Below are 20289 nucleotides of genomic sequence, written 5' to 3'. Positions count from 1 at the left end.
CCTTCAAGTTGCAGTTCCTTGCCCCACACATTTCTAAAGCGCTCTACCATAAAGCAATTCGTTCTTTTCTTTATCTGGCCATGGCATCTCATAAGAAGGTGAGTTTACATATCGATCCATCGCTATTCGAAGTTCAGCGCTTTTCCCTGCAGGGAGATCCACGCATAACCACTTACTGTTTACAGGGAATGTTTGAATAACAGCACCCTCCTCATTTAACAGGCTGGCTTCTTTAAATTCGTGTTCGCCAAATGAACCGGCTTGAATAATGACAGAACGACTGTCAAATAAACTGATATTTACCAGTTCCAACGTTACCGAGGTAGCTGTCAGCTCCTTAACAAGCGCCGCAATGGATTCTGGCAGCCCAGGTCTTTGGGCAATCGCATCAAAATAACGAACTCGTGCATGCTGCAATCCGCCATGAGAAATATGCATCGGACCGCCTAAAGTTAATTGAACAAGGCTTTCCATATATACCGGACACATTTCCTGCCAAATATGGATACTGGAGAAATCATCCTCACTGTATTGATCCGTCCAAGTATGAGGATCTCCCGATTCAGAGCGCATCTTCAACAGCTGCTGATCAACTAGTTTACAATTTGCGTCTAGGATTTGCTGCGGATAATCGGGATTGAGTCCTCGAATAAATTGGAACCACGGCTGTGTATTGCCAATGTAGTGCTTAGTGTTTCGTCCTGTCTTTTTGTCAGTACCAGATAAATAGGGAACGATGACCTCATTCCAATCGTGATCCTTCGGGATTCGTTCAATTCGTTCCAAATCTTCATCTGCCATCGACATCGTCCATAAGTAGACCGGATATTTCGGTGCAGCTTCACGGTAATCTGCCCATCCTGCATCAAAACGTTTATACGGAACTAGCCACTTTCCGTCTTGTTCCTTGCGCAGCGCCCAGTTCGCATCCAATTGTTTACGCGCCAAGTCGAGCTTACTCATATCTCCTGATAGAAGAACCGCGTTCATACATGCATTCGTCAGTGGCTCAATGATCGTCATGAATCCATGCGGCCAGCGCCAGCCGTAATAACCGCCCCACCATTTACCGTCGTTATACTGACCGATTTCACCTGATAAGCCAACATTATCCGGAATTATTCCACCGTTTTGCTTCGTTCTCTCTTCCCAAACGGCTAAATAGTCTAACACCCATTTGTAGTATTTTTCTTCGCCAAAATGTAGATAAGCATTTGTCACAAGTCCTGTTGCATTCAGATTAAGCGGCACATCACCTCGTGTCATGCGCTCATTCATCATCGCGATAATCTGGGCATACACTTCATCGTTTGACCAAGCACACTCACCGCTTGCAAAATCAACTCCCGGTATATCCTCATAAGGTGCCAAATAATCATCGAGAATACCTCGGTGTGTACTCCAATCCTCTGCCGTCAATTCAAATTGCGGACCTCGGCTGCCTGTAATCGGTGAACGGATCAGTTTATGCTCGGCATCGTAATTAGCTGCTTCTTCGTCTTCGCCCATATACATCCCGGCAAATCTTGCTGCACGCTGGCGATCCTTTAAAGTTGTAGGCCCTGCAAGTCCAAGGAAATAAACATACAGGTAACCTTCTCCATGATGCATCCAGTCGTAATAAGCGTCGAACTCCCGGTGAATTTGACCATATTCCGTCCACTGCCATGTGATGCCATCCCATATTTTTCGAGACAGCTCATGCAGCTCGCTGCTACCGCCCAGCATATATAACAGTGCCAAATTCATAAAGCCTTCATAGGGATCATCCGATCCATCCATACCTGGCCAATCCTGACGCCAGATCAGCGTACCGTCAGCTCGTGTATAGCGCTCAACAAACTCAGCAGCCGACTTATTTAATTGATCAAATAATAGACGCTGCGTTAATGCCCACTGTGGTGGAACTACTTTACGGTTTGCTGAAATTTGTGGAATCAATGGCCGAATTTCAGAATGATTCATCATGAAATCTCCTTATTGTCAGATTTAAAACAACCGCTGACCTGGAAACAAAGCAAATACCTTTGCCAGCTCCTCATCAGATAATCCACTACCATCGCAATAACCAGCATTTAACTGCAAGGAACGAATCGAGGTCGTCCCCACCAGCGTAATGGCGATTTCGGGACAAGTTAAGCTGAACCGAAGTGCTGGTTCGACCAACCCTTTCGGATCGTTTTTGCGCAAAAACTGCAGCTGTGCCATTCTTCGATCTGCTTCTTCAAGCAATACCGTATTTTTCAGCAAAAAAGGCGCCGGGCGATCCGCTAATATCCCCATAGCAAGCGGGCTTCCATGAATAACACCGATGTTTCTCTCCTTTGCCAGAGGCAGCAACTCATCTTTGGCTGTATAATCTACCAATGTATATTTAGCATATGTTTGAATCGTATCGACCAAATCCTCTTTGAGGAAGGGCATCAACAGTTCAAGTCTGCCCGCATTCACACCTATCGCTCTTACTTTCCCTTGCTCCTTCAGCTTGCGGAAAGCAGGTAGCGTTTCATTTACCGCCTGCTCATAAGTCGTTTGTTCTAGTTCATGCAATTGAATCAAATCAATATAATCGGTTTGCAGTCTGCTCAAGCTCTCCTCGACAGACTTTATCGTGTTGTCATACGTATACGGGTCCCCCCGCATTACTGCCTTTGAGGCGATGATTACATCGCTTCGTTTGCCTTTCAATGCTTGACCGATTCTTCGTTCGCTTTCCCCCCGGCCATATAGAGGGGCTGTATCGATAAAGTTGATGCCCAAATCCAATGCACTATCAATAACACGTGACACTTCCGCATCCGACGTTTCACCGAAATCACCGCCAAGCGGTGCGCCGCCAAGACCGATCTTAGATACTTTAAAGCCTGTTTTCCCTAAAATGGCATATTCCACAGCTACTCCCACTCCTTTATGTCTTTATTGAATAGTGATTGCTAATTTTCCGTAATCGTGAACTGGAATGACATTTCCATTTCTGGTTTCGGGTACAGACAATGAAGCACTACACGATAGAACTGCTTGTCTGCTCCCAAATGGGAAACTATCGATACAGGTTCTACTTCAACTTTCCAATTCTTCTCATCATAGAAGAGTGATACAGTACTCATTTGCACACATCCCGGGACCGCTTCATTCGGCATTACGCTGCTGATGAATACCTCCTGAAAGGATGTAGGCTGTTTAGAAAATGAAACTTTATCCAAAATGACGAGCTGCGGCACTTCATGCTCAGGTCGTCTCCATACAAAATGTCGCGTGAGACGTTTCAACGAGTTGCATACATAAGCTTTCGTCAAATCCAGCTCAATGGCCATTTCTTCTTCTGTCTGATGATACTGTACAATTTCTGCTCGATACTGTTTGCCAAACCCTTGTCTGCATCCGTCAACGATTGGCACAGAATGGCCATGTGAACCTGCATTAATCAGCTCATAGCGATATTGAGGTTGGAAATACTGCTTGCTATAAACGCCTATACCCATATCAGCAAGTAAATTTTCCCCATCGACATGCAAAATAAAGTGACCTAAATCATTATGATTGTGAGGTTCTTCGTTAAAACCGCCTTTGGCTGCAAAAGCGATCATTCGTCCTTTCGCATCTGTAACCTTCGATATTGCCCACTGATTGCCTGTGAAAATCCGTTCCTGGGCTCGTCCTGGATCAGCCACGGAACTTGTCTTAGGCGTAACCTGTGCATCTGACCAAAGCATCAGTCTGGATGCGTCCAACCAAATGTTCGGGTCCGGCAGCAATTGACTGATTTCAGGTGGCATCTGAAGTGATGGCGCATAACTTTGCAATCGATGAATGAGTCCTGAATTGAACTTCACTTCCTCCAGCGAATCTGAGAAATTAACGACTTTACCTCCAGCCAGCATGCAAAATTGCGGAAACAGAGAGATTTGCTCTATTTTCTCATCGGATAATAGCGAAATTTGACCATTTGTACGTTCCTTCAACAATTCAGCAAAATAAACGAAATGGGAAAATCCATACTGCCAGTAAGCCGGTCCTTCCGATGTTGCTCCTTGCTCATCGAAACCCGACATGTAGCCACGCAGCACGTTAATAACTCGCCAGAGCATGCCAGCCAGCTCCTCGCTGTCCTGCACCAAATAGATTGCTGCAGCGCCGATTGAAGCGGAGCATACAGCCGGCCAATTATTCGTCTTCAATTCCCAATTCTGCGGAACCGGATCATGAAAATAAACTTGAAAAATTCGACGATTTATTTCCGCCTTTACACGTTCAACTACCCATGGATGCAAATGATCCCCCATCAAATGAACGATTTCGGCAAGCGTAAATCCAATTCCCGCAGCCGCCAAATCGACTGTTTCGCGTGGCATACTCGGCTGATCCCAAATGTTATTCGGGTAATCGTTATGATAGAGCCCTACATGCGCAGGCAATACCCAAGTAAATTCATTGCATACGTTCCAAATGGCATTCTCCAGTCCGATCATCCACTCGGAGCGATTATCCGTCATGGCAAGCATGCTGAACGTATGAAGCCCGGCGTATAGCTGCTCTCGCTTGTTCTGATAAATACTTCGATCACCGGTAGTCCCGAATAAAATGAAATCCGAGAATTGAGGTGGGGCTGCTGGCTTGTCAATAAGTTGCATAGCCTGCTTCTCAAGATTGTCCCAAAAGCCTTTATAGCTGGATTCTCCTTTGATTCGTTGCCAATGATTGGAGGAACTTGCTTCCTTAAAAAGTGTGTACGATTGAGTTTGCGTTTCTTCTAATGTATTTTTAAGCTGCTTTAATGTCAGTTGATTCAACAACGAAATCAGCCTCCAGTTTGGAGAAATAGATAGGAAAGGGCGCACAGCGACTTTATAAGTCATTGTCGCCGTACGCACATACTCCCTTTAAATATTGATTACTTCGTTTTTTTCCAAGCATCAATTTGCTTCTGAACTTCAGCTATAACCTTCTCACTGCCAGCTTGCTTCAGCTTGTCTTGGAATTCTTTGAGCATCGTATTCGGATCGACAGTACCTGTATCGAGTGCTGGTTGATATTGATCAATAACCGTCGTTAGATTTGCAATTTCCGCCAATACAGGCGTGTTGTCAAATTTGAAGCCCATTAGTGGAGATTGCTTTGCAGTTTCATTGTCTTTCTTCGTTTGCTCCATTACACTAGGATTCATGCCTTCAACTAAATAGCCATTGAATGTGTTCCCAAATACCCAACCTGCATTTGGTGCATATCCAGCTTCTTTATTTACTTTCACTACGTTATCGGATACTTTCGTGTAGTGCTTGCCTTCTACCCCAAAGCTGATTGTGTTATAGAGCTCTTTATCTGTATTCAAGAGATTGATAAACATCATCGCGCGCTCAGAGTTTTTGGAATTTTTATTAATTGCCTGCAATGTGGTGATGACCGTTCCAGTTGAAGCGTAAGCATTTGTCAGCGGAACGTAGATTACGTCATTTCCACCATTTGCTGTTTTCGCTTCCGCTTCACCACCTGGTTTAAGTACATTATGGAACTGAACGGCAGCTTTACCTGTTTTAATAATATCGTTCTTGTTTTTTAAAGTTGCTGCATTTTCATTGATATAACCTTTGGTATACCAGTCTTTCATCACATCTAGATAGTGCTTATATTGCGGAGTCTCAAACAGGTTGAGCGCTTTATCCGGTTTTTGAAGATCTACACCCACTACATTTGAAAGGAATTCCAGTCCAAGCGTTTCATACATAACCGTGAATCTACCGGTTTTATCGTTCAAGAATGGAATGACATCCTTCGATTCGCCTTCTTTAATTTGCTTCAGGAACGGCTCGATATCTTCAAATTTCTTGATGGAGTTAACATCTAATTTATATTTGTCTACAAAACGTTTTTGAATCACAAAGCCTTCTTTTTTCGTTACGGTTTGATAGTTTGGAACTGCATAAATTTTACCTTGAATCTTAGTCGCATCCCAAACGAAATCCGGCATCGATTTGAGCAGGGTAGGTGCTTGCTTGCTTAGCAGATCATCTAGCTCTAAAAATGCGCCTTTGGATTGGTTTTGCAAGTAATCCCAGTTCCAATTGGACACCCAAGCAATGTCGTAAGGTTCGCCGGAAGCAACCACTGTGTTCATTTTTTGCTTGTAGTCTGCAAATGTTTGCACTTGGAATTTCACTGTTGCATTGATCTTTTCTTTGGTAATTTTGTTAACTGCTTCTTCAACCGTTTTTAAATCTTGCGGAATTGCACTTAGCGGAAAATTCCAAGTCAATTCAACTAAAGGCTTTTCATCTTTCTTTTGGCCATCTGTATTTGGTTGTGCATCCTTTGCACCGCCGCATGCCGTTAAAATCATTGCCAAACTCATCGCGCAAGCAATAACTTTGAACTTTTGCTTCTTCATTTCGATTACCCCCTAAAATAATTTAGCTTGCTTTTATATCAACTTCTTAGTTGTTAATGGGCGAATGCAGCTTCTTTTCACCCATTTCCCGGCTGCAGATTGATAACATCCCTTAACCTAACCTTTAATCGAGCCTACAGTAAGCCCACTAATGAAATATCTTTGGAACATAGGGAAAATCACCATCATCGGACCAGCAGCAAGTACTGCCATCGCCATTCTTGTTGATAAACTTGGGAAATTCGACATATCGATGCTCACGTTAACGGATGATATGTTGTTCGATAAATATTCGATCGTGTTCATCACCCGATACAGCATCAATTGCAGCGGAATCAGCTTTTGACTGTCGATGTACAAGAGGCCCAGCCACCAATCATTCCAATATTGGAAAGCGATGAACAGCCCGATCGTTACGAGTGCTGGCAGTGAGAGTGGAAGCACCATCTTGAAGAAAATGCGCCATTCACTTGCACCGTCGATTTTCGCAGACTCGATGACTTCATTCGGTATTTTATCCATAAAGCCTTTCATCACAAGGATGAAAAATGGACTTAGCAAATAAGGGATAATTAATGCCCCGAGCGTATCCTTCAGATGTAAGTACTGTGTGATCATAATATAGGAGGGGACAAGTCCACCACTAAACAACGTTGTAAAGAACACATAAAAAGTCATTATTTTACGATATCGATAATCTTTTCTCGAAATCGTATAGGCAGTCAAGCTGGTTAAAAGCAAACCTACTATGGTCCCAATTACGGTAACCAAAATCGTAACGCCATAGGCATTCAGCAAAACACCAGGAGATTCTAAAATCAGTTTATATGCTGTAAAATCAAATTTTTCAGGAATCAGATGATAGCCATTAGTCAAAAGAGACTTCTCATCCGTTAATGAGATCGAAATAACTAATAATAAGGGTACGATAAAGGCGAGTGACAGCATACAGAAGAAAAGATTAATCACTCTAGGAACCCATTTGGACTCCTTGCTCGTTACATATTTTTGTACATTCTTTGGGTTAATTGGGATTTGCGAAGTAGCCATCCATATCCGCTCCTTACCAGAGCGCGTTATCCGCGTTTATTTTTTTGACAATCCAATTCGCCAGCAAGACGAGAATGAAGCCAACGATAGACTGATACAGTCCAATTGCTGTTGACATCCCGATATCGCCTACATTCTGCAAGGATCGATATACATAGGTATCAATAACATCTGTCGTGCTGTACAGGAAACTCGAATCGTTCGGAATAAAATAGAACAAGCCAAAGTCTGCCCGGAATATTTTCCCTATATCGACAATAAATAAGATCACGATCAGTGGTGTCAGTAATGGGACCGTAATACGTCGAATCATTTGCCACCTACTAGCGCCATCAATCTTGGCAGCTTCATAATAACTGGTGTCAATGGAGAGAAGCCCTGCGTAATAAATCAGTGTTGAAAATCCAATTGCTTTCCATAGTTGCGTAATGACAATGACGATCGGCCAGTATTGGGATTTTTCGTACCATTTAATCGGATCTTGTCCAAACGCTTCCAGGATTACATTTATAAATCCGTTCTGATGATCGAGAAATGCGAGTACGATGTAGCTGACAACAACCCATGATAGAAAGTAAGGTAGAAATAAAATTGTTTGGTGTGCTTTAATCCATTTTCTCGAAATTTCATTTAGCATGATTGCAAGTGCAATCGCAATAATCATGGTCAATACAATAAAGGAAATATTGTATAGAATCGTGTTGCGTGTAACGGTGAATGCCTTGTCAGAGCTAAAGAAAAACTCGAAATTTTTAAGGCCCACCCACTCGCTTCCGAAAAATCCAAGATCGTATCGATATTGTTTAAAAGCAAGGATTAAACCAATCATTGGTAAATAATTAAAAATCAATTTATACACAATCGCTGGTAAGGACATCGCAAATAAACTTCGATTACGCTTAAAATGTCGCCATTCCTTTTTGAGCATTCTCACTCCTCCTTCTCTATTGCTGCATACGCTTTCTGTGCCCTTATTATCAGGTGAAATCGAGGAGATTGACTACTGTAATAAATCAAAAACACTCTACTTTTGCTCTGCAAATATGTGAAAACACTGTATATTGGGAGGAAATACAAAATACTGCCCCACAAGTGACGATTCAGTATGCAACTTCATACTGAAATGACTCGGGACAGTATCTACTCATTTTGCCTATTCATCAATTACTTTTTTAAATCGGTATTCCTTCGGCGTCGTTCCAAACTTCTTCTTAAAAAGCTTGAAGAAATAACTCTCGTTATTATAGCCAACCATCTCCATGATGCGTGTAATACTATAATCTTTATTCTCAAGCAAAGTGATCGCATTACGTAAACGTACATCATTGATGTACTCACTAATGGCAATCGACTCATGCTGCCTAAATTGTTTACTCACATGTGCAGAAGACAGCTTCATTGCGCTAGCAATACTTTGAAGGCTCAAATTCACATCCTCATATTGCTCCTCAATCATTTCTTTGATCGTATCGATCAAGATCTGATTCGATTGCTCTTTGTAATCCTGCGATCGTTGCTGCTCAGTTTCCTCGAATAGATCTAAGAAAATATGGAAGATGGCCTGTAATGTTTCTTGTTTGAGAACCTGCTGATACTGGTATTTAAAATCCAGACTGATTTGTCTAACAGAACGACTGTTCATTTCCCCCACTGCATGACTCATAATAGCTAATAGATGAAATACGGAATACATCATATTGTTGTAGTTCAAGCCTTCTAATTGTTGGAACAGCATCTCTAATTGCTGCTGAAACTCCTTGCTTTGACCAGACTTAACGGATTCCGTAATTTTTTTCTCCACATCAGCAGGGAATTGAAATGGCCCGTTATTTTCTTTGTTACGCTTAACAAGCACTGGCGTGATAACACTGCATTTTCCAAAAATCATCCGATAGGCTGCTGTTTCCATCACTTGACCGTACTGCTGAGACACTTGCTGGTATTCTTTCACCTCATCACCGATCGCAATCGAAAGCGAGATTCGGTAGTAGGTGAGAATAGTTTGTTGTAGCTCCTTCAGAATAGAGTGCAGGCTTTCTAAACCATTACGAGAATCATCCAAACCTTCCTCGAGCAGTAACACAAAATGATCATTTCGAATCGGTACGATTTCACAACGCAAACTTTTCGTTAAAATTTCTTTAGCAATATTCGCAATCGCAAATTTATATAATCGCTTATCAGAATCGCTTGACATTTTTTCAAACTCTTCCAAATCATCGATTAAAAGTACACAAAGACGCAGCTTTTGGCTGAGATCGATGTCCCACTCTACTTGCTGGAGCTCTTGCTCCGTTATAAGACTGGAATCCGAGATAAGTTTTCGGAGCGCATAAGTTTTATGATTATCCCTTTGTGTATGTTCTTCTTTTTCCAGCTGAACAAGTTTGTGCATAGCGTCTTGATATTCATTTGATATGAATTTCAATTCATCCAGATCCGTGCGTACTTCACTTGTATTTAAGCGCTTTCCAAACATCTGCTGCAGCATATTTTCAATGGGCCGATAGAGTCGATAAGCGATAACCAAAGAAACCATAATGGATAGAATCAAAAATCCGCCGATAATGAATAATGAAACGGTTTTCATTTCGTGCAGCTTTCCCAGAACAACATCATAAGGCTGTACGCTTGCGATGATCCAATCACTCTGACTTAGTGATGTAAAGCTGAGAATGAATTTATTGCTTCCGCTCCCATGTACAATATAATCCTGCTTTACACCAGCGCTAACTTTATTTCGAATAACCTCTTGCAAATCTTCTGAAGGTAGGGAATCCCCCATTGGCTTCGTAAAAAGTGGTGCTCCCCATTTATCCGTCACCAAAATCGTCCCCTGCTGCTCGCTTGATACCTTATTCATATGATTAATATTATCAAATAACCAAGACGGTTTTAGCGTAACAATCAGCTTACTGCCTGTCATTTGTTCATAAATAAACATAGAAAAAACCGGTGCAGCCATTTCTTCGCTTGAAATTGGAATAAAGGTTAGAAGCGGTATTTCTTTTTGCTTATTTATATAGTCATTAAGCGCCCCATTCATACCGTCATCCTTGCAATCCAAGCTGCTAATCGTGGAATAGTAGCAGCCCATATTCGCGTTATAAATCGTAATACTCTGCAAAAACATAGAGGTTGAGACCATTTTTTCCAGTCTATTCAACTTCATGGCAAGTTCACCTTTAGCTATCGAAGATGCATTCGATAAATAGACAACATCCGGGTCCAAATACGTCGAAACCGCAATATTTTTGACCGTTTCATTCAAATTGTCGATGTTATATTTAATTTGAGACAACACTTTCAAATCGGCTTGTTGCTGCATTTGAAGCATTTTTTTTTCAGAATTGTAATATAGCAGCGTCGAACTTACCGTCAAAAAAATGACCATAAGAACAGAAATGGAGAGGAGAAGCTGAAACAAATATTTTCTTGATTTATACTTACGTAGAATGTACATGTTGCCCTCCTATTTCAAAGCATAAATCCGTACTGCATTCCAGCCGAAAACGTTTGCAATTTGGTCAGAAGACAAGCTAGAGGACAGCGCTGCTTCGATCATAGCCTTCATTTCTGAGAAACTACCCGCTTGTAAACAGATTGGCCAGTCACTGCCGAACATCAGTCGTGACGAACCGAACTCATTGATTACATGCTGAATAAAAGGCTTGATCATTTGCGGACGATCTTCTTGTCCGATTGCACCTTCTGTTGCAAGACCGGACACTTTACAGGAAGTAAGTTCAAACCCCGCAATGGCACGCATTCCCTTGGACCAGAGGTCAAAGTTATTCCCTGACAAGTCGGGCTTGCCAAGGTGATTGACAACTGCTGCTAGGTTAGGCACGTGTGCCAATAGCCTTGCCATCCCGTCAAGCCCAGGCGGACGAACCAGCAAATCGACAGGAAAGCTGTCCTCAGCTAGTATTGATAAATTCTTAATAAGCTGCGTATGACGCCCCCAATCCCCGTCTGGCGTATCAGGAAAGTGTGGACGAATTCCCACAAAACGAGGATTGCTGCGAAAACGAACATAATGCTTCTCAAAGTCTGCTGCGTTGATTTCGAGCCAACCGACAACTCCAATCAACGTCTCCTCTTTTTCACACAAATCAAGAAGAAATTCGGTCTCTTCCATCGTCGGAGCAGCTTGGACAACAACAGTCCCTGTCATACCGTTACGTTGCAATTCAGATTTTAATAGTTCCGGCATGTAATCCTGATATAGTTTAGGTCCAACGGATGGAGTCAACCAACCATAATCCCCTCGTTTAAGTTTCCAGTAGTGCAGGTGCGAGTCAATTAACATTGTGTTAATCCCCTTCCTATTTTCCTGTAGGTCTGTATTCTTCTCTAATGAATAGATTATTCTCACTTGTACATTTTTACAAGAAAATAATGAAAACTTTAGTTTTTATGCCTGCTGGATGTCTCCTTGCTACCCCATATCCAGGTGTTGACCTGGAGAGTTATCAGTGGATTGCAATGTTCCTGCAATTGCCACTCCCTCAGCCCATTCCATCTATGAATCTTGCTCAATAAAATGTTACAGTAGAGAAAGTGCGTTCATCTTAATGATTAGGAGCATAACAAGTGAAGTCACATCCAATCCGCATTTTACGTATCACAGGTATCTTAGATGGTATTTCATTATTAGTCTTACTTTGTATCGCAATGCCTTTAAAATATATATGGGGGATAGGCGAACTCGTAACAATTGTGGGAAGTATTCACGGTGGGATTTTCATCCTATATGTACTTGCCATACTTTACGCTGCACTACGAGTGAAGTGGAGCCTACTGTGGTCTGTAGCAGCACTAAGCGTAGCTTTTATACCGCTGGGCAACTTTGTGCTAGACCGCAAACTAAAGAAGGCACAGGTCAAATATCCTATTAAGCCCTTCAACTACGCCCTGCTCGTGTACAGTATCGTGTTCTTCTCTTTCTTTGATTTATTCGCACAGCTGCCGGTCATGAGTACATTCGCGACATCCGTCGGTGCAAGCGCGTTTGTAGCAGGCTTTGTTATAGGACTCTATTCGTTATCCAATACGCTAGGCAATATTATTTCTGGTATTCTGACGGATAAGGTCGGGCCATTCAAAATGTTAATGGTCGGATTGCTTTTATCAAGCGGCGCTCTACTACTCTATCATTTCGTAGAAGAACCCATCTTTTTAATAGTCGTTCGAATTATCCATGGTTTTGTCGCCGGATTAATTGTTCCAGCTGCGTTTACATTCTCAGCAAATACGACGCTGAGCAACAAGCAAGGACAAAAAGTAGCCTTCGTCGGTACATTTGTAGGACTTGCCGCCGTTATCGGCCCTGCTTTTAGTGGCATTATGGCAAGCAAAACCTCTGTACCCTCCGTCTTTACTTACGTTGCTATATTAGGGTTCATACTTGCTATCCTATCTGCTATTTTTCTCAGTAAGTACAAGCCAGCGAAGAAAGAGCATAACGATGCTGGCGTTGCCGCTTCAGGTTCCATCTTTAATGCAGATGTCATACAGGCCTATTTGGGCGCCTTTGTATTAATGTTCTCACAAGGTGTGATTGCTTATTTACTACCACTACATGTTCAAGCGCTTGGATTTGATTCTAGGATTAGTGGTACATTAATGAGCACGTTCGGGATCGTTGCGATTCTGATATTTGCACTGCCGACTAGTCGTATTTTTGATCGTGTTGCCCCATCCAAAACGATGGCAATCGGAATAGCTTTAATGGGATTAAGCCAAGTGCTTATTAGCCAATCAACGACGACACTCGCACTTTACTTCGTATTAGGTCTGTATGGAGTCGGCTTTGCCTTCTTGTTCCCCTCTATTAATACGTTGCTCATCAAAGCTACACCAATAGAGATGCGTGGCAAAGCATATGGCTACTTTTATGCCTTCTTCTCACTAGGTGTTGTTGCCAGCTCTTTCATATTAGGCTGGTTGCCATTCAACATCACGCTAAAGTTTATACTCACCGGAACGATCCTACTTCTCTATGCTACTTTTGTCGCTTTCAAGAAGACGAGAGTTCGTAGTCTGAATCACTAGTGAAGCGCTATTCATATTAGCAAACATAAAACCGCTAAACACTCGGCAATCTGGTGTTTTAGCGGTTTTGTGTCTTCTGGCGTACTAGATTGTAATTACTTGATTGGTTTCTGCTGCTTCTAGAATCCCTAAGATTACCTTTAACGAAGTAAGGGCATCACTCCCTGTCACTAGAGGGGGCGTATCCTCGACAGTAGTATTCTGGAAAATTAGATTACTTAAGCTGATCGAATAGTGCTTGGATAACTGGATCCAATTCAAGAGTTCTTAAAATAATTGCACATGCTTCTGCTCTTGTTGCTTTATCGTTAGGGACAAAGGTCGTGGAATTACGGCCTTGAACGATCCCCGCTTCCACAGCTGCTAGAATTTGATCTGCATTCCAAGATCCCTCAATATCAGTAAAAGTGAGATTAAGAGTACCCTTGCTCACTGCATTTAAATCTACGATTCTACTGATGATCGCAATGATTTCAGCACGTGTGATCGGCTTGTCAGGTTGGAAGGTATTATCCGTGTAGCCAGCTATAATTCCCAGTGAAACAAGGGTGTAGATTGGTTCCCTAGCCCAATGGTTATCTATATCTGAAATAGTAGAAGATGGTTTAGAGTTAGGATTAAATTTAAATATATTTGTAATAATTTTAGCAAATTCGGCACGAGTGATGCTAGCATCTGGCTTGAAGCTTGCGTCTTCGTAGCCTGAAATGAATCCAAGTTGTGCAAGTAAACTAATGGTATCCTTACTCCAGTGATTTGAAGTATCAGTCAGCTCAGGAGTAGCTGGATTCGACTTCGATTGTGCTATTCTATCTTCCAAAAATGAAAGCAACTCTAAATAGGATACACTTTTATTGAAAATAGTTGTCTTTGGTTTTGATGTTTCTGGTACAGGTTTGGATTCTGGTTTCGTAGGCACATTGGCACCTGGTATTGTTGTTCCGCTTGATGAGCCTCCCGAGGAGCCTCCTGATGTACCGCCATCGGTAAGACGTGTAACATAGATCGTATAGGTTTGCTTTGTGCCATCCTGTGCGGTCACAATCACACTAATGTTGTTAGTACCCTCACGAAGATATATAGGGTTAATCACAGACCTCCCATTCAACTGTAATTCAACAGTCGCATTACTATCTGCTGTTGTATACGTTGCTTGGGTGACAGTAGTACTATTAGGTACAGTTGCTGTATAAGTATATACGCTACTAGTTACCGCTTGGTCTAACTTAATTCCTCCTAATGCCAATGAGCTTAACGAAGCATTGTTGCTACCTTTGATCTTAATCTCGAATTCAATGGTGGTTACATTACCGGCTTCGTCAGTTACGCGAAGGGTATAACTGCCATCGTGTTCAATCGCTGTGCCAGTAGTATAAGGAGCTCCATTCAGCGTCGCCGTTCCTTCGTTAAAGCTAGGCGTTACTTTTGTGTTATACATCTCACCATCTATTACTCCCGTAATAGTAGGCGCTATCTTATCAATCTCGAAACCTACCGTTGTGACATTGCCTGCCTGATCTGTTACAACAAGCGTGTATACGTCATCCTGCTCAATCTCTGTACCGCTAGTAAAAGCAGCTCCATTCAATGTCGCTGTTCCTTCGTTGAATTCAACCTTCTTCTTCTCTTTGTAAACTCCACCATCCGTTACTCCTGTCACAACTGGAGCTAATGAATCGATAGTAAAGTTTATCGTTGTTACATTGCCTGCCGCATCTGTGACAACAAGCGCGTAGGCTCCATCTTGATCAATCTCTGTATCCTTAATAAATGCCGCTCCATTCAGCGTTGCTGTTCCTTCGTTAAAGCCGACTGTTGTCCCAGATTTATAAAATCCACCATTACTTACTCCTGTTACTACAGGCGCTGTTTTATCAATCACAAAACTAACCGTTGCTACATTGCCTGCAGCATCCGTTACTACTAGAGTATAACTACCATCTAGTACAACCTCCGTACCACTGGTAAAAGCAGCTCCGTTCAACGTTGCCGTTCCTTCGTTAAAGCTAGGCGTAACTTTCGCTTTGTATATCTCCCCAGCGGTTACACCCGTAACAGTTGGAGCTTCTGTATCAATCTTGAAGCTTACCGTTGTTTCGTTGCCTGCTGCGTCCGTTACTACTAGAGTATAACTACCATCTAGTACAACCTTCGTACCGCTGGAATAAGGCGCACTATTCAACGTTGCTGTTCCTTCGTCGAAGGTAACCGTAACAGCTTCTTTGTAATTCCCATTGTTCGCCACCCCTGTCACTGTAGGTGCTACCTTATCAATCTGGAAACTAACCGTTTTTACATTACCTGCCGCATCCGTTACGACTAAGGTATACACACCATCTAGTGCAACCTGTGCACCACTAACAAAAGCAGCTCCGTTTAAGGTCGCTGTTCCTTCGTTAAAGGTGACAGTTACACTCGTTTTGTATATTCCATCGTTCGTCACTCCCGTCACGGTAGGTGCCGTCTGATCTAATAGAATGGTCTGAGAAGAATTGGCCGAGATCGCATTATTGGAATCCCTCAACTGCATATAGATCGTCTTCGCTCCATCTCCTCCAGTGAGATTGAATGTTGCTGTATTGCTAAATGGCAACCAAGATGCCGCTGACAAATCCGCAGCACTATTCGCAAATCTCATATGGGTAACACTATCACCTGCATCAGGATCTGATCCTGTTACGGATAGGTTGACCGTGCTGTAGCCTGTTACTGCTCCTTCATTAATCGCGAAAGAACCCGTCGGAGGAGTATTTACAGGTCCTGTCTCATAAGTAACGACCAGCTTCGGCTTGAATTCAGCTTTTCCCGAGGTTTCTAGGGAGTGAATTTCGAACCTCCCGCTATCCGCATCGGCCTCATTCCCATTGAGTGTAAAGGTTATTTTACGATCCGAAGTATCCGTGAACGCATCTACAGCACTCTTCACATTGAGTGTAATCGATTGATTCTCAAGATAAGTACCCATCGCGGTGAATTTGTCTGCATAAGGGCTATTCGTATCTACAGAAGGAAAAGTACCATTGCGATCATGGTCTAATTCATTCGCAGCAGATCCCCTAACTTCCATATATAAAGTATGACCTGGATTTCTGATGACAGTAGCCATAGTCAATACCAACTCTGCGGAGACAATATTTCCTTCCGGTACTCCTAGATCAAATACTACGCCCATTTTATTCCGCACATTAACAGATCCATCTTTATTCCCCATGCCAATATACAATAAACCATTATCCACATTATTATATATACCGTCAGAATTCTGATGACCTCGGAGATCCATCGTATCCTGGGTGGCTGTATAGGACTTTGTAACTGTGCCACCTGCTGCTGTAGCTGTACTTGGTGCAATAATTGAAAATAACATGACGATAACCAATAACGCTGCTCTTTTGTTCATCACTTTTCCCCTATCTTTAAAACAAATTAATATAATAATCCAGACATACAGCCATAATCGGTTATAAAATAACCACCGATCGTACCTTACCTCTACTCCTTTTATCGGCTAATTCGCCCAAATTATTACAATAAATATTAATTTTGACGTAATTCTTTTAAATCCTCTCGCTAGCGTCAAATCACGAGTCTTGTACAAAAACAGACCGTCTAATAGACGGTCTATTTAATCATTATGATTGCACCTTCTCATACTGATTTTGAATAATCAATTGTCTTCAAATGGACATATGTAGGAATCCTAATCATATTGACCCTAGCTTCTCTCTAAAATAGAATAAGTTATTTCAATTGCTTCATGTTATCAAATTGCGGTCAACAACAACTTCCTTATCGATAAACTCTCCGCCCGCGGCCTTGATCTCATCAGCAATTCCATTTATCAGTGGGATCATCAACAAGCTAGGTAGCAATGCATGGTAAAGATTAAGCGTGTATGGTTGATCTGATTTCCTCTACAAAAAAACGAGCCTTAGAAGCGATTCTAAAGGCTCGTTTAGTTATGATTGTTATTTGTTTCTGACTCAGCGACTCTTTTTACATTCTCCAAAAATTTAACAACAACCTTATCATTTGCAAATATCATAAACAGCTTTACATACCACTTCAATGCTTTATTGGTTGCTGTGTATCTAAGCTTTGTTTGCTGATCATTTACTCGATGCAATTCATATAGAGCTGTGATCTCAAAGATGTTTGCCAACGTGAATCCAATTTTCACTTTCTTATCGTCCACATTATTTGAATATTCTAGCGTATGAACATCATATTCCTCGATGCGCTTGCCTTCTTTATACTTTTGACGGTATATACTGCCGACAACTTCTTCCGTAATCTTGACTGGCTTATTCTCCAACACTTGAGGCATAATCTTCTGCATCTGTTCTAAAGAACCATCTAGATACGCCCATACATGTTCTATTGAACTATTTATCTCAATTTCTCTTGACCACTGCTTCAATATATTTACCTCCTTTATATCCATCAATAAACTGTCTTAAATGCCAAGAGACACTATACGATAAGTATAGTGTCTCCTAGGCTTATTATAAACTATTCTTCTACTGGAGCAGACATGAGCTTAATAAACAGCTCGTACATGTTGCTTCCACCATAAATTTTCCATTCACCGTTAATGTTACGCAACAAGTACGTTTCGTTCATGGGTGCGGAATTCGCAGTCCATCTATCACCTGTCAATACTTTCGTTTCTATGATCTGACCGCTAACCTCAACGGCTGCATATCGATCAGATGCGAACACAACTTTGTAAGCTGCATCACCAGAAATATTCATTTCAAGCTTTCCATCAGCCGCTGTCAATTCATTCACGAATTGCTCCATAAGATCGTTTGAGTATATTTCCATTTCATGAGCAAAGCCTATTAATTTCGAATCGATCAGTGCAGTCATCTCATCGAGCTTTAGGTTTGGCAGTAGTTCACTCATTGACTTATAGAAATTTTGTGTAACCTCAGTTAGAGCCTTTTCTGATGGAGCCGCCTTGACTTCTTTATGTAGCGCACGGTGAATCATGCTGCTTGCTTCTGCTCGCGTTGCATTGTTGTTCGGTTTAAAGCCGTCCTCGTAACCTGCAACGATGCCCGCTTTGCTAATATTCTCAATATCAGGTTGTGCCCAGTGGCCTTTGATGTCCTTGAACTCTTTGGCTTCACCCGTGAAGTCGATCGTCTTGCTAAAGAAACGATTCAAGATGGCTGAAATCTCAGCGCGAGTAATGTTCTCGTTTGGAGCAAATCGGTCATCGCCTACACCAAAAATAAGCCCTTGCGCGCTTGCCGTCATTACAGAATCGTAGAACCAGTCGCCTTTCTTAACATCGGTAAACTTCTCGTCACTTACTTCGGTCTTCACGTCCGCCGCACGTAGTACGATCGACACGAACTCCGCTCTCGTGATATCACCGTTCGGCTTCACGGATACGACTCCGTTGTCATCATAACCAGCCAATATATCGCCTTGCATGAAATCATGCAAATCCGCTGTTGCCCAGTGGTTCAGGCTATCCTCCGCATAGTATCCTACCAGCTTAGCCTCTGTGTCTTCTGCCGCAATTGCCGCCGCTGGTATACTTGTCACAATTGCAGCTGCAGCAACTGCGCCTGCTATCCATTTCTTCATCATCAATTTCCCCTCTCAGATGTCTTTCTTCCAAAGATACATTCTATCAAATGTAAAATTAAAGTCTATCTATAAAAATATGGTATTTATCATAAAAAAATACAAAAATAAATAGAGTCCCCGTTCATAAAGGACGCGGGACTCTAGATCATAACGCAAGCGTAGATCGATATACGCTTCGACCTCTTCTCGATAGCCAACTAATAACGGGGGAAAAGGATATGCAAAACAGTTAATGGATTTTGTTAGAGTTCAAGGGAGTACAATGTTTTTTAGCTATCTAGTTCAAGCCTGTTGCATCTATTGCTAAACGAACATTTTTTTGCTGGTATTCTAGCGACATGTGAGTAATCAGTGCATTTACAATTATAAAACTTAGAGCTAGTGAATGATAAGAGAACTCAAATATAAAATCAACATTCTGATTTAGGAATAGCTTCGATGTATTCGTAATGAGTGCCACCTTAGCTCCCCTTTGTGAGGCTTCTTGCATCATTTGTTCTATGGAAAATATTTCGTCATTTGTATAGTGAAAAAATATGGCGAAGCTATCCCCATCCAAAGATTGAACATCTTCTATTTGATACCTAGGGTCTAAGAATGCAGTTGACTTTTTGCCATCCATGAGTAAATCAATTTGCAGCAGCCATACTGCTTGAGGAACACTATATCCATAGAAGCCAATCTTAGTCTTTGACATCAGCGTTGTTACGAACAAATTAATAAGTAATGAATCAAATTGTTCTAGTGAATTATCAATAGATTGTGTAAGAATATTTTTTCCACCTACAGCTTTATTCTCCATCGTGGAGATTTTTTGCTTGGTAGAAAGCACATTAAGAACATACTGCTGTCTTAATCTCGATAATTCTAATCGTAATTCAGGATAACTGGAATAATACAAATGGCGGCAAAACCTTGTAATAGTAGAAGGAGAACAATAGGTTTTTTCAGCTATTTCAACGAGACTCATGTTACCGATCTGATCAAATTGATAGATGAAATTCTCAGCAACGCTAAAGTATATATCATCGTGATCATAAGTATTATAGAATTGCAACAATGCCAAGATACTCTGCATCCCCTATTCCCCCTTTAGCATCAACGGAATCAGATATCTTCCAAAGTTTATACCTTCTAATATAGAAAGAAAAGTCATCTTATCATTGACAATAAGATGACTTTTCCTTTTTAGTGAT

At 41.7% G+C, this 20289-nt stretch carries 14 protein-coding genes; 2 read left to right on the top strand and 12 right to left on the bottom strand.

The features are described from left to right. Positions 1–33: 33 nt before the first annotated feature. The 8 genes from AC1DOK_RS03095 to AC1DOK_RS03060 form a co-directional block, all read right to left on the bottom strand. Positions 34–1965 (bottom strand): DUF8034 domain-containing protein, encoded by a 1932-nt coding sequence (locus AC1DOK_RS03095; protein ID WP_477552769.1) that lies wholly within the window; start codon positions 1963–1965, stop codon positions 34–36. Positions 1966–1989: 24 nt separating this feature from the next. Beyond that, the gene (locus AC1DOK_RS03090; RefSeq protein WP_477552768.1) at positions 1990–2892 is read right to left on the bottom strand and encodes an aldo/keto reductase; all 903 of its coding nucleotides are present in this window, start codon (positions 2890–2892) and stop codon (positions 1990–1992) included. Between the two features lie 41 nt (positions 2893–2933). Beyond that, on the bottom strand, positions 2934–4856 hold the full coding sequence (locus tag AC1DOK_RS03085) for a heparinase II/III family protein (RefSeq protein ID WP_477552767.1): 1923 nt from the start codon (positions 4854–4856) through the stop codon (positions 2934–2936). A gap of 35 nt (positions 4857–4891) precedes the next feature. Next, entirely contained in the window at positions 4892–6382 is a 1491-nt protein-coding gene (locus AC1DOK_RS03080; protein ID WP_477552766.1) for an ABC transporter substrate-binding protein, read from the bottom strand. A 117-nt stretch (positions 6383–6499) separates the two neighbouring features. Beyond that, positions 6500–7432, bottom strand: coding sequence for a carbohydrate ABC transporter permease (locus tag AC1DOK_RS03075; protein ID WP_477552765.1), 933 nt, complete (start codon positions 7430–7432; stop codon positions 6500–6502). A 13-nt stretch (positions 7433–7445) separates the two neighbouring features. Further along, positions 7446–8360 (bottom strand): ABC transporter permease, encoded by a 915-nt coding sequence (locus AC1DOK_RS03070; protein WP_477552764.1) that lies wholly within the window; start codon positions 8358–8360, stop codon positions 7446–7448. Between the two features lie 225 nt (positions 8361–8585). Continuing rightward, on the bottom strand, positions 8586–10895 hold the full coding sequence (locus AC1DOK_RS03065) for a helix-turn-helix transcriptional regulator (RefSeq protein ID WP_477552763.1): 2310 nt from the start codon (positions 10893–10895) through the stop codon (positions 8586–8588). 9 nt (positions 10896–10904) lie between these two features. Next, positions 10905–11744 carry an amidohydrolase family protein gene (locus tag AC1DOK_RS03060; RefSeq protein WP_477552762.1) on the bottom strand — a complete coding sequence of 280 codons (840 nt, stop codon included), beginning with the start codon at positions 11742–11744 and terminating at the stop codon, positions 10905–10907. Positions 11745–11833: 89 nt separating this feature from the next. On the opposite strand from AC1DOK_RS03060, the gene AC1DOK_RS03055 reads away from it, so the two are divergent. Both AC1DOK_RS03055 and AC1DOK_RS03050 read left to right on the top strand, forming a co-directional pair. Then, complete coding sequence (locus AC1DOK_RS03055; RefSeq protein WP_477552761.1) at positions 11834–11977, top strand: hypothetical protein; 144 nt, start codon at positions 11834–11836, stop codon at positions 11975–11977. A 51-nt stretch (positions 11978–12028) separates the two neighbouring features. Then, on the top strand, positions 12029–13489 hold the full coding sequence (locus AC1DOK_RS03050) for an MFS transporter (protein ID WP_477552760.1): 1461 nt from the start codon (positions 12029–12031) through the stop codon (positions 13487–13489). A 214-nt stretch (positions 13490–13703) separates the two neighbouring features. Here AC1DOK_RS03050 and AC1DOK_RS03045 read toward each other — a convergent pair whose 3' ends face one another. The 4 genes from AC1DOK_RS03045 to AC1DOK_RS03030 form a co-directional block, all read right to left on the bottom strand. Beyond that, positions 13704–16889: an S-layer homology domain-containing protein gene (locus AC1DOK_RS03045; protein WP_477552759.1), complete on the bottom strand. Its 3186-nt coding sequence runs from the start codon at positions 16887–16889 to the stop codon at positions 13704–13706. Between the two features lie 555 nt (positions 16890–17444). Further along, positions 17445–17909, bottom strand: coding sequence for an SRPBCC family protein (locus AC1DOK_RS03040; protein ID WP_477552758.1), 465 nt, complete (start codon positions 17907–17909; stop codon positions 17445–17447). Between the two features lie 92 nt (positions 17910–18001). Further along, entirely contained in the window at positions 18002–19090 is a 1089-nt protein-coding gene (locus AC1DOK_RS03035; protein ID WP_477552757.1) for an S-layer homology domain-containing protein, read from the bottom strand. A gap of 280 nt (positions 19091–19370) precedes the next feature. Continuing rightward, the gene (locus tag AC1DOK_RS03030; RefSeq protein ID WP_477552756.1) at positions 19371–20171 is read right to left on the bottom strand and encodes a MurR/RpiR family transcriptional regulator; all 801 of its coding nucleotides are present in this window, start codon (positions 20169–20171) and stop codon (positions 19371–19373) included. Between the last annotated feature and the right edge of the window lie 118 nt (positions 20172–20289).

It is taken from the genome of Paenibacillus sp. P5_B5, assembly GCF_056400365.1.
The sequence above is the reverse complement of the archived record's forward strand: the minus strand, read 5'-3'. Positions and strand labels throughout refer to the sequence as shown.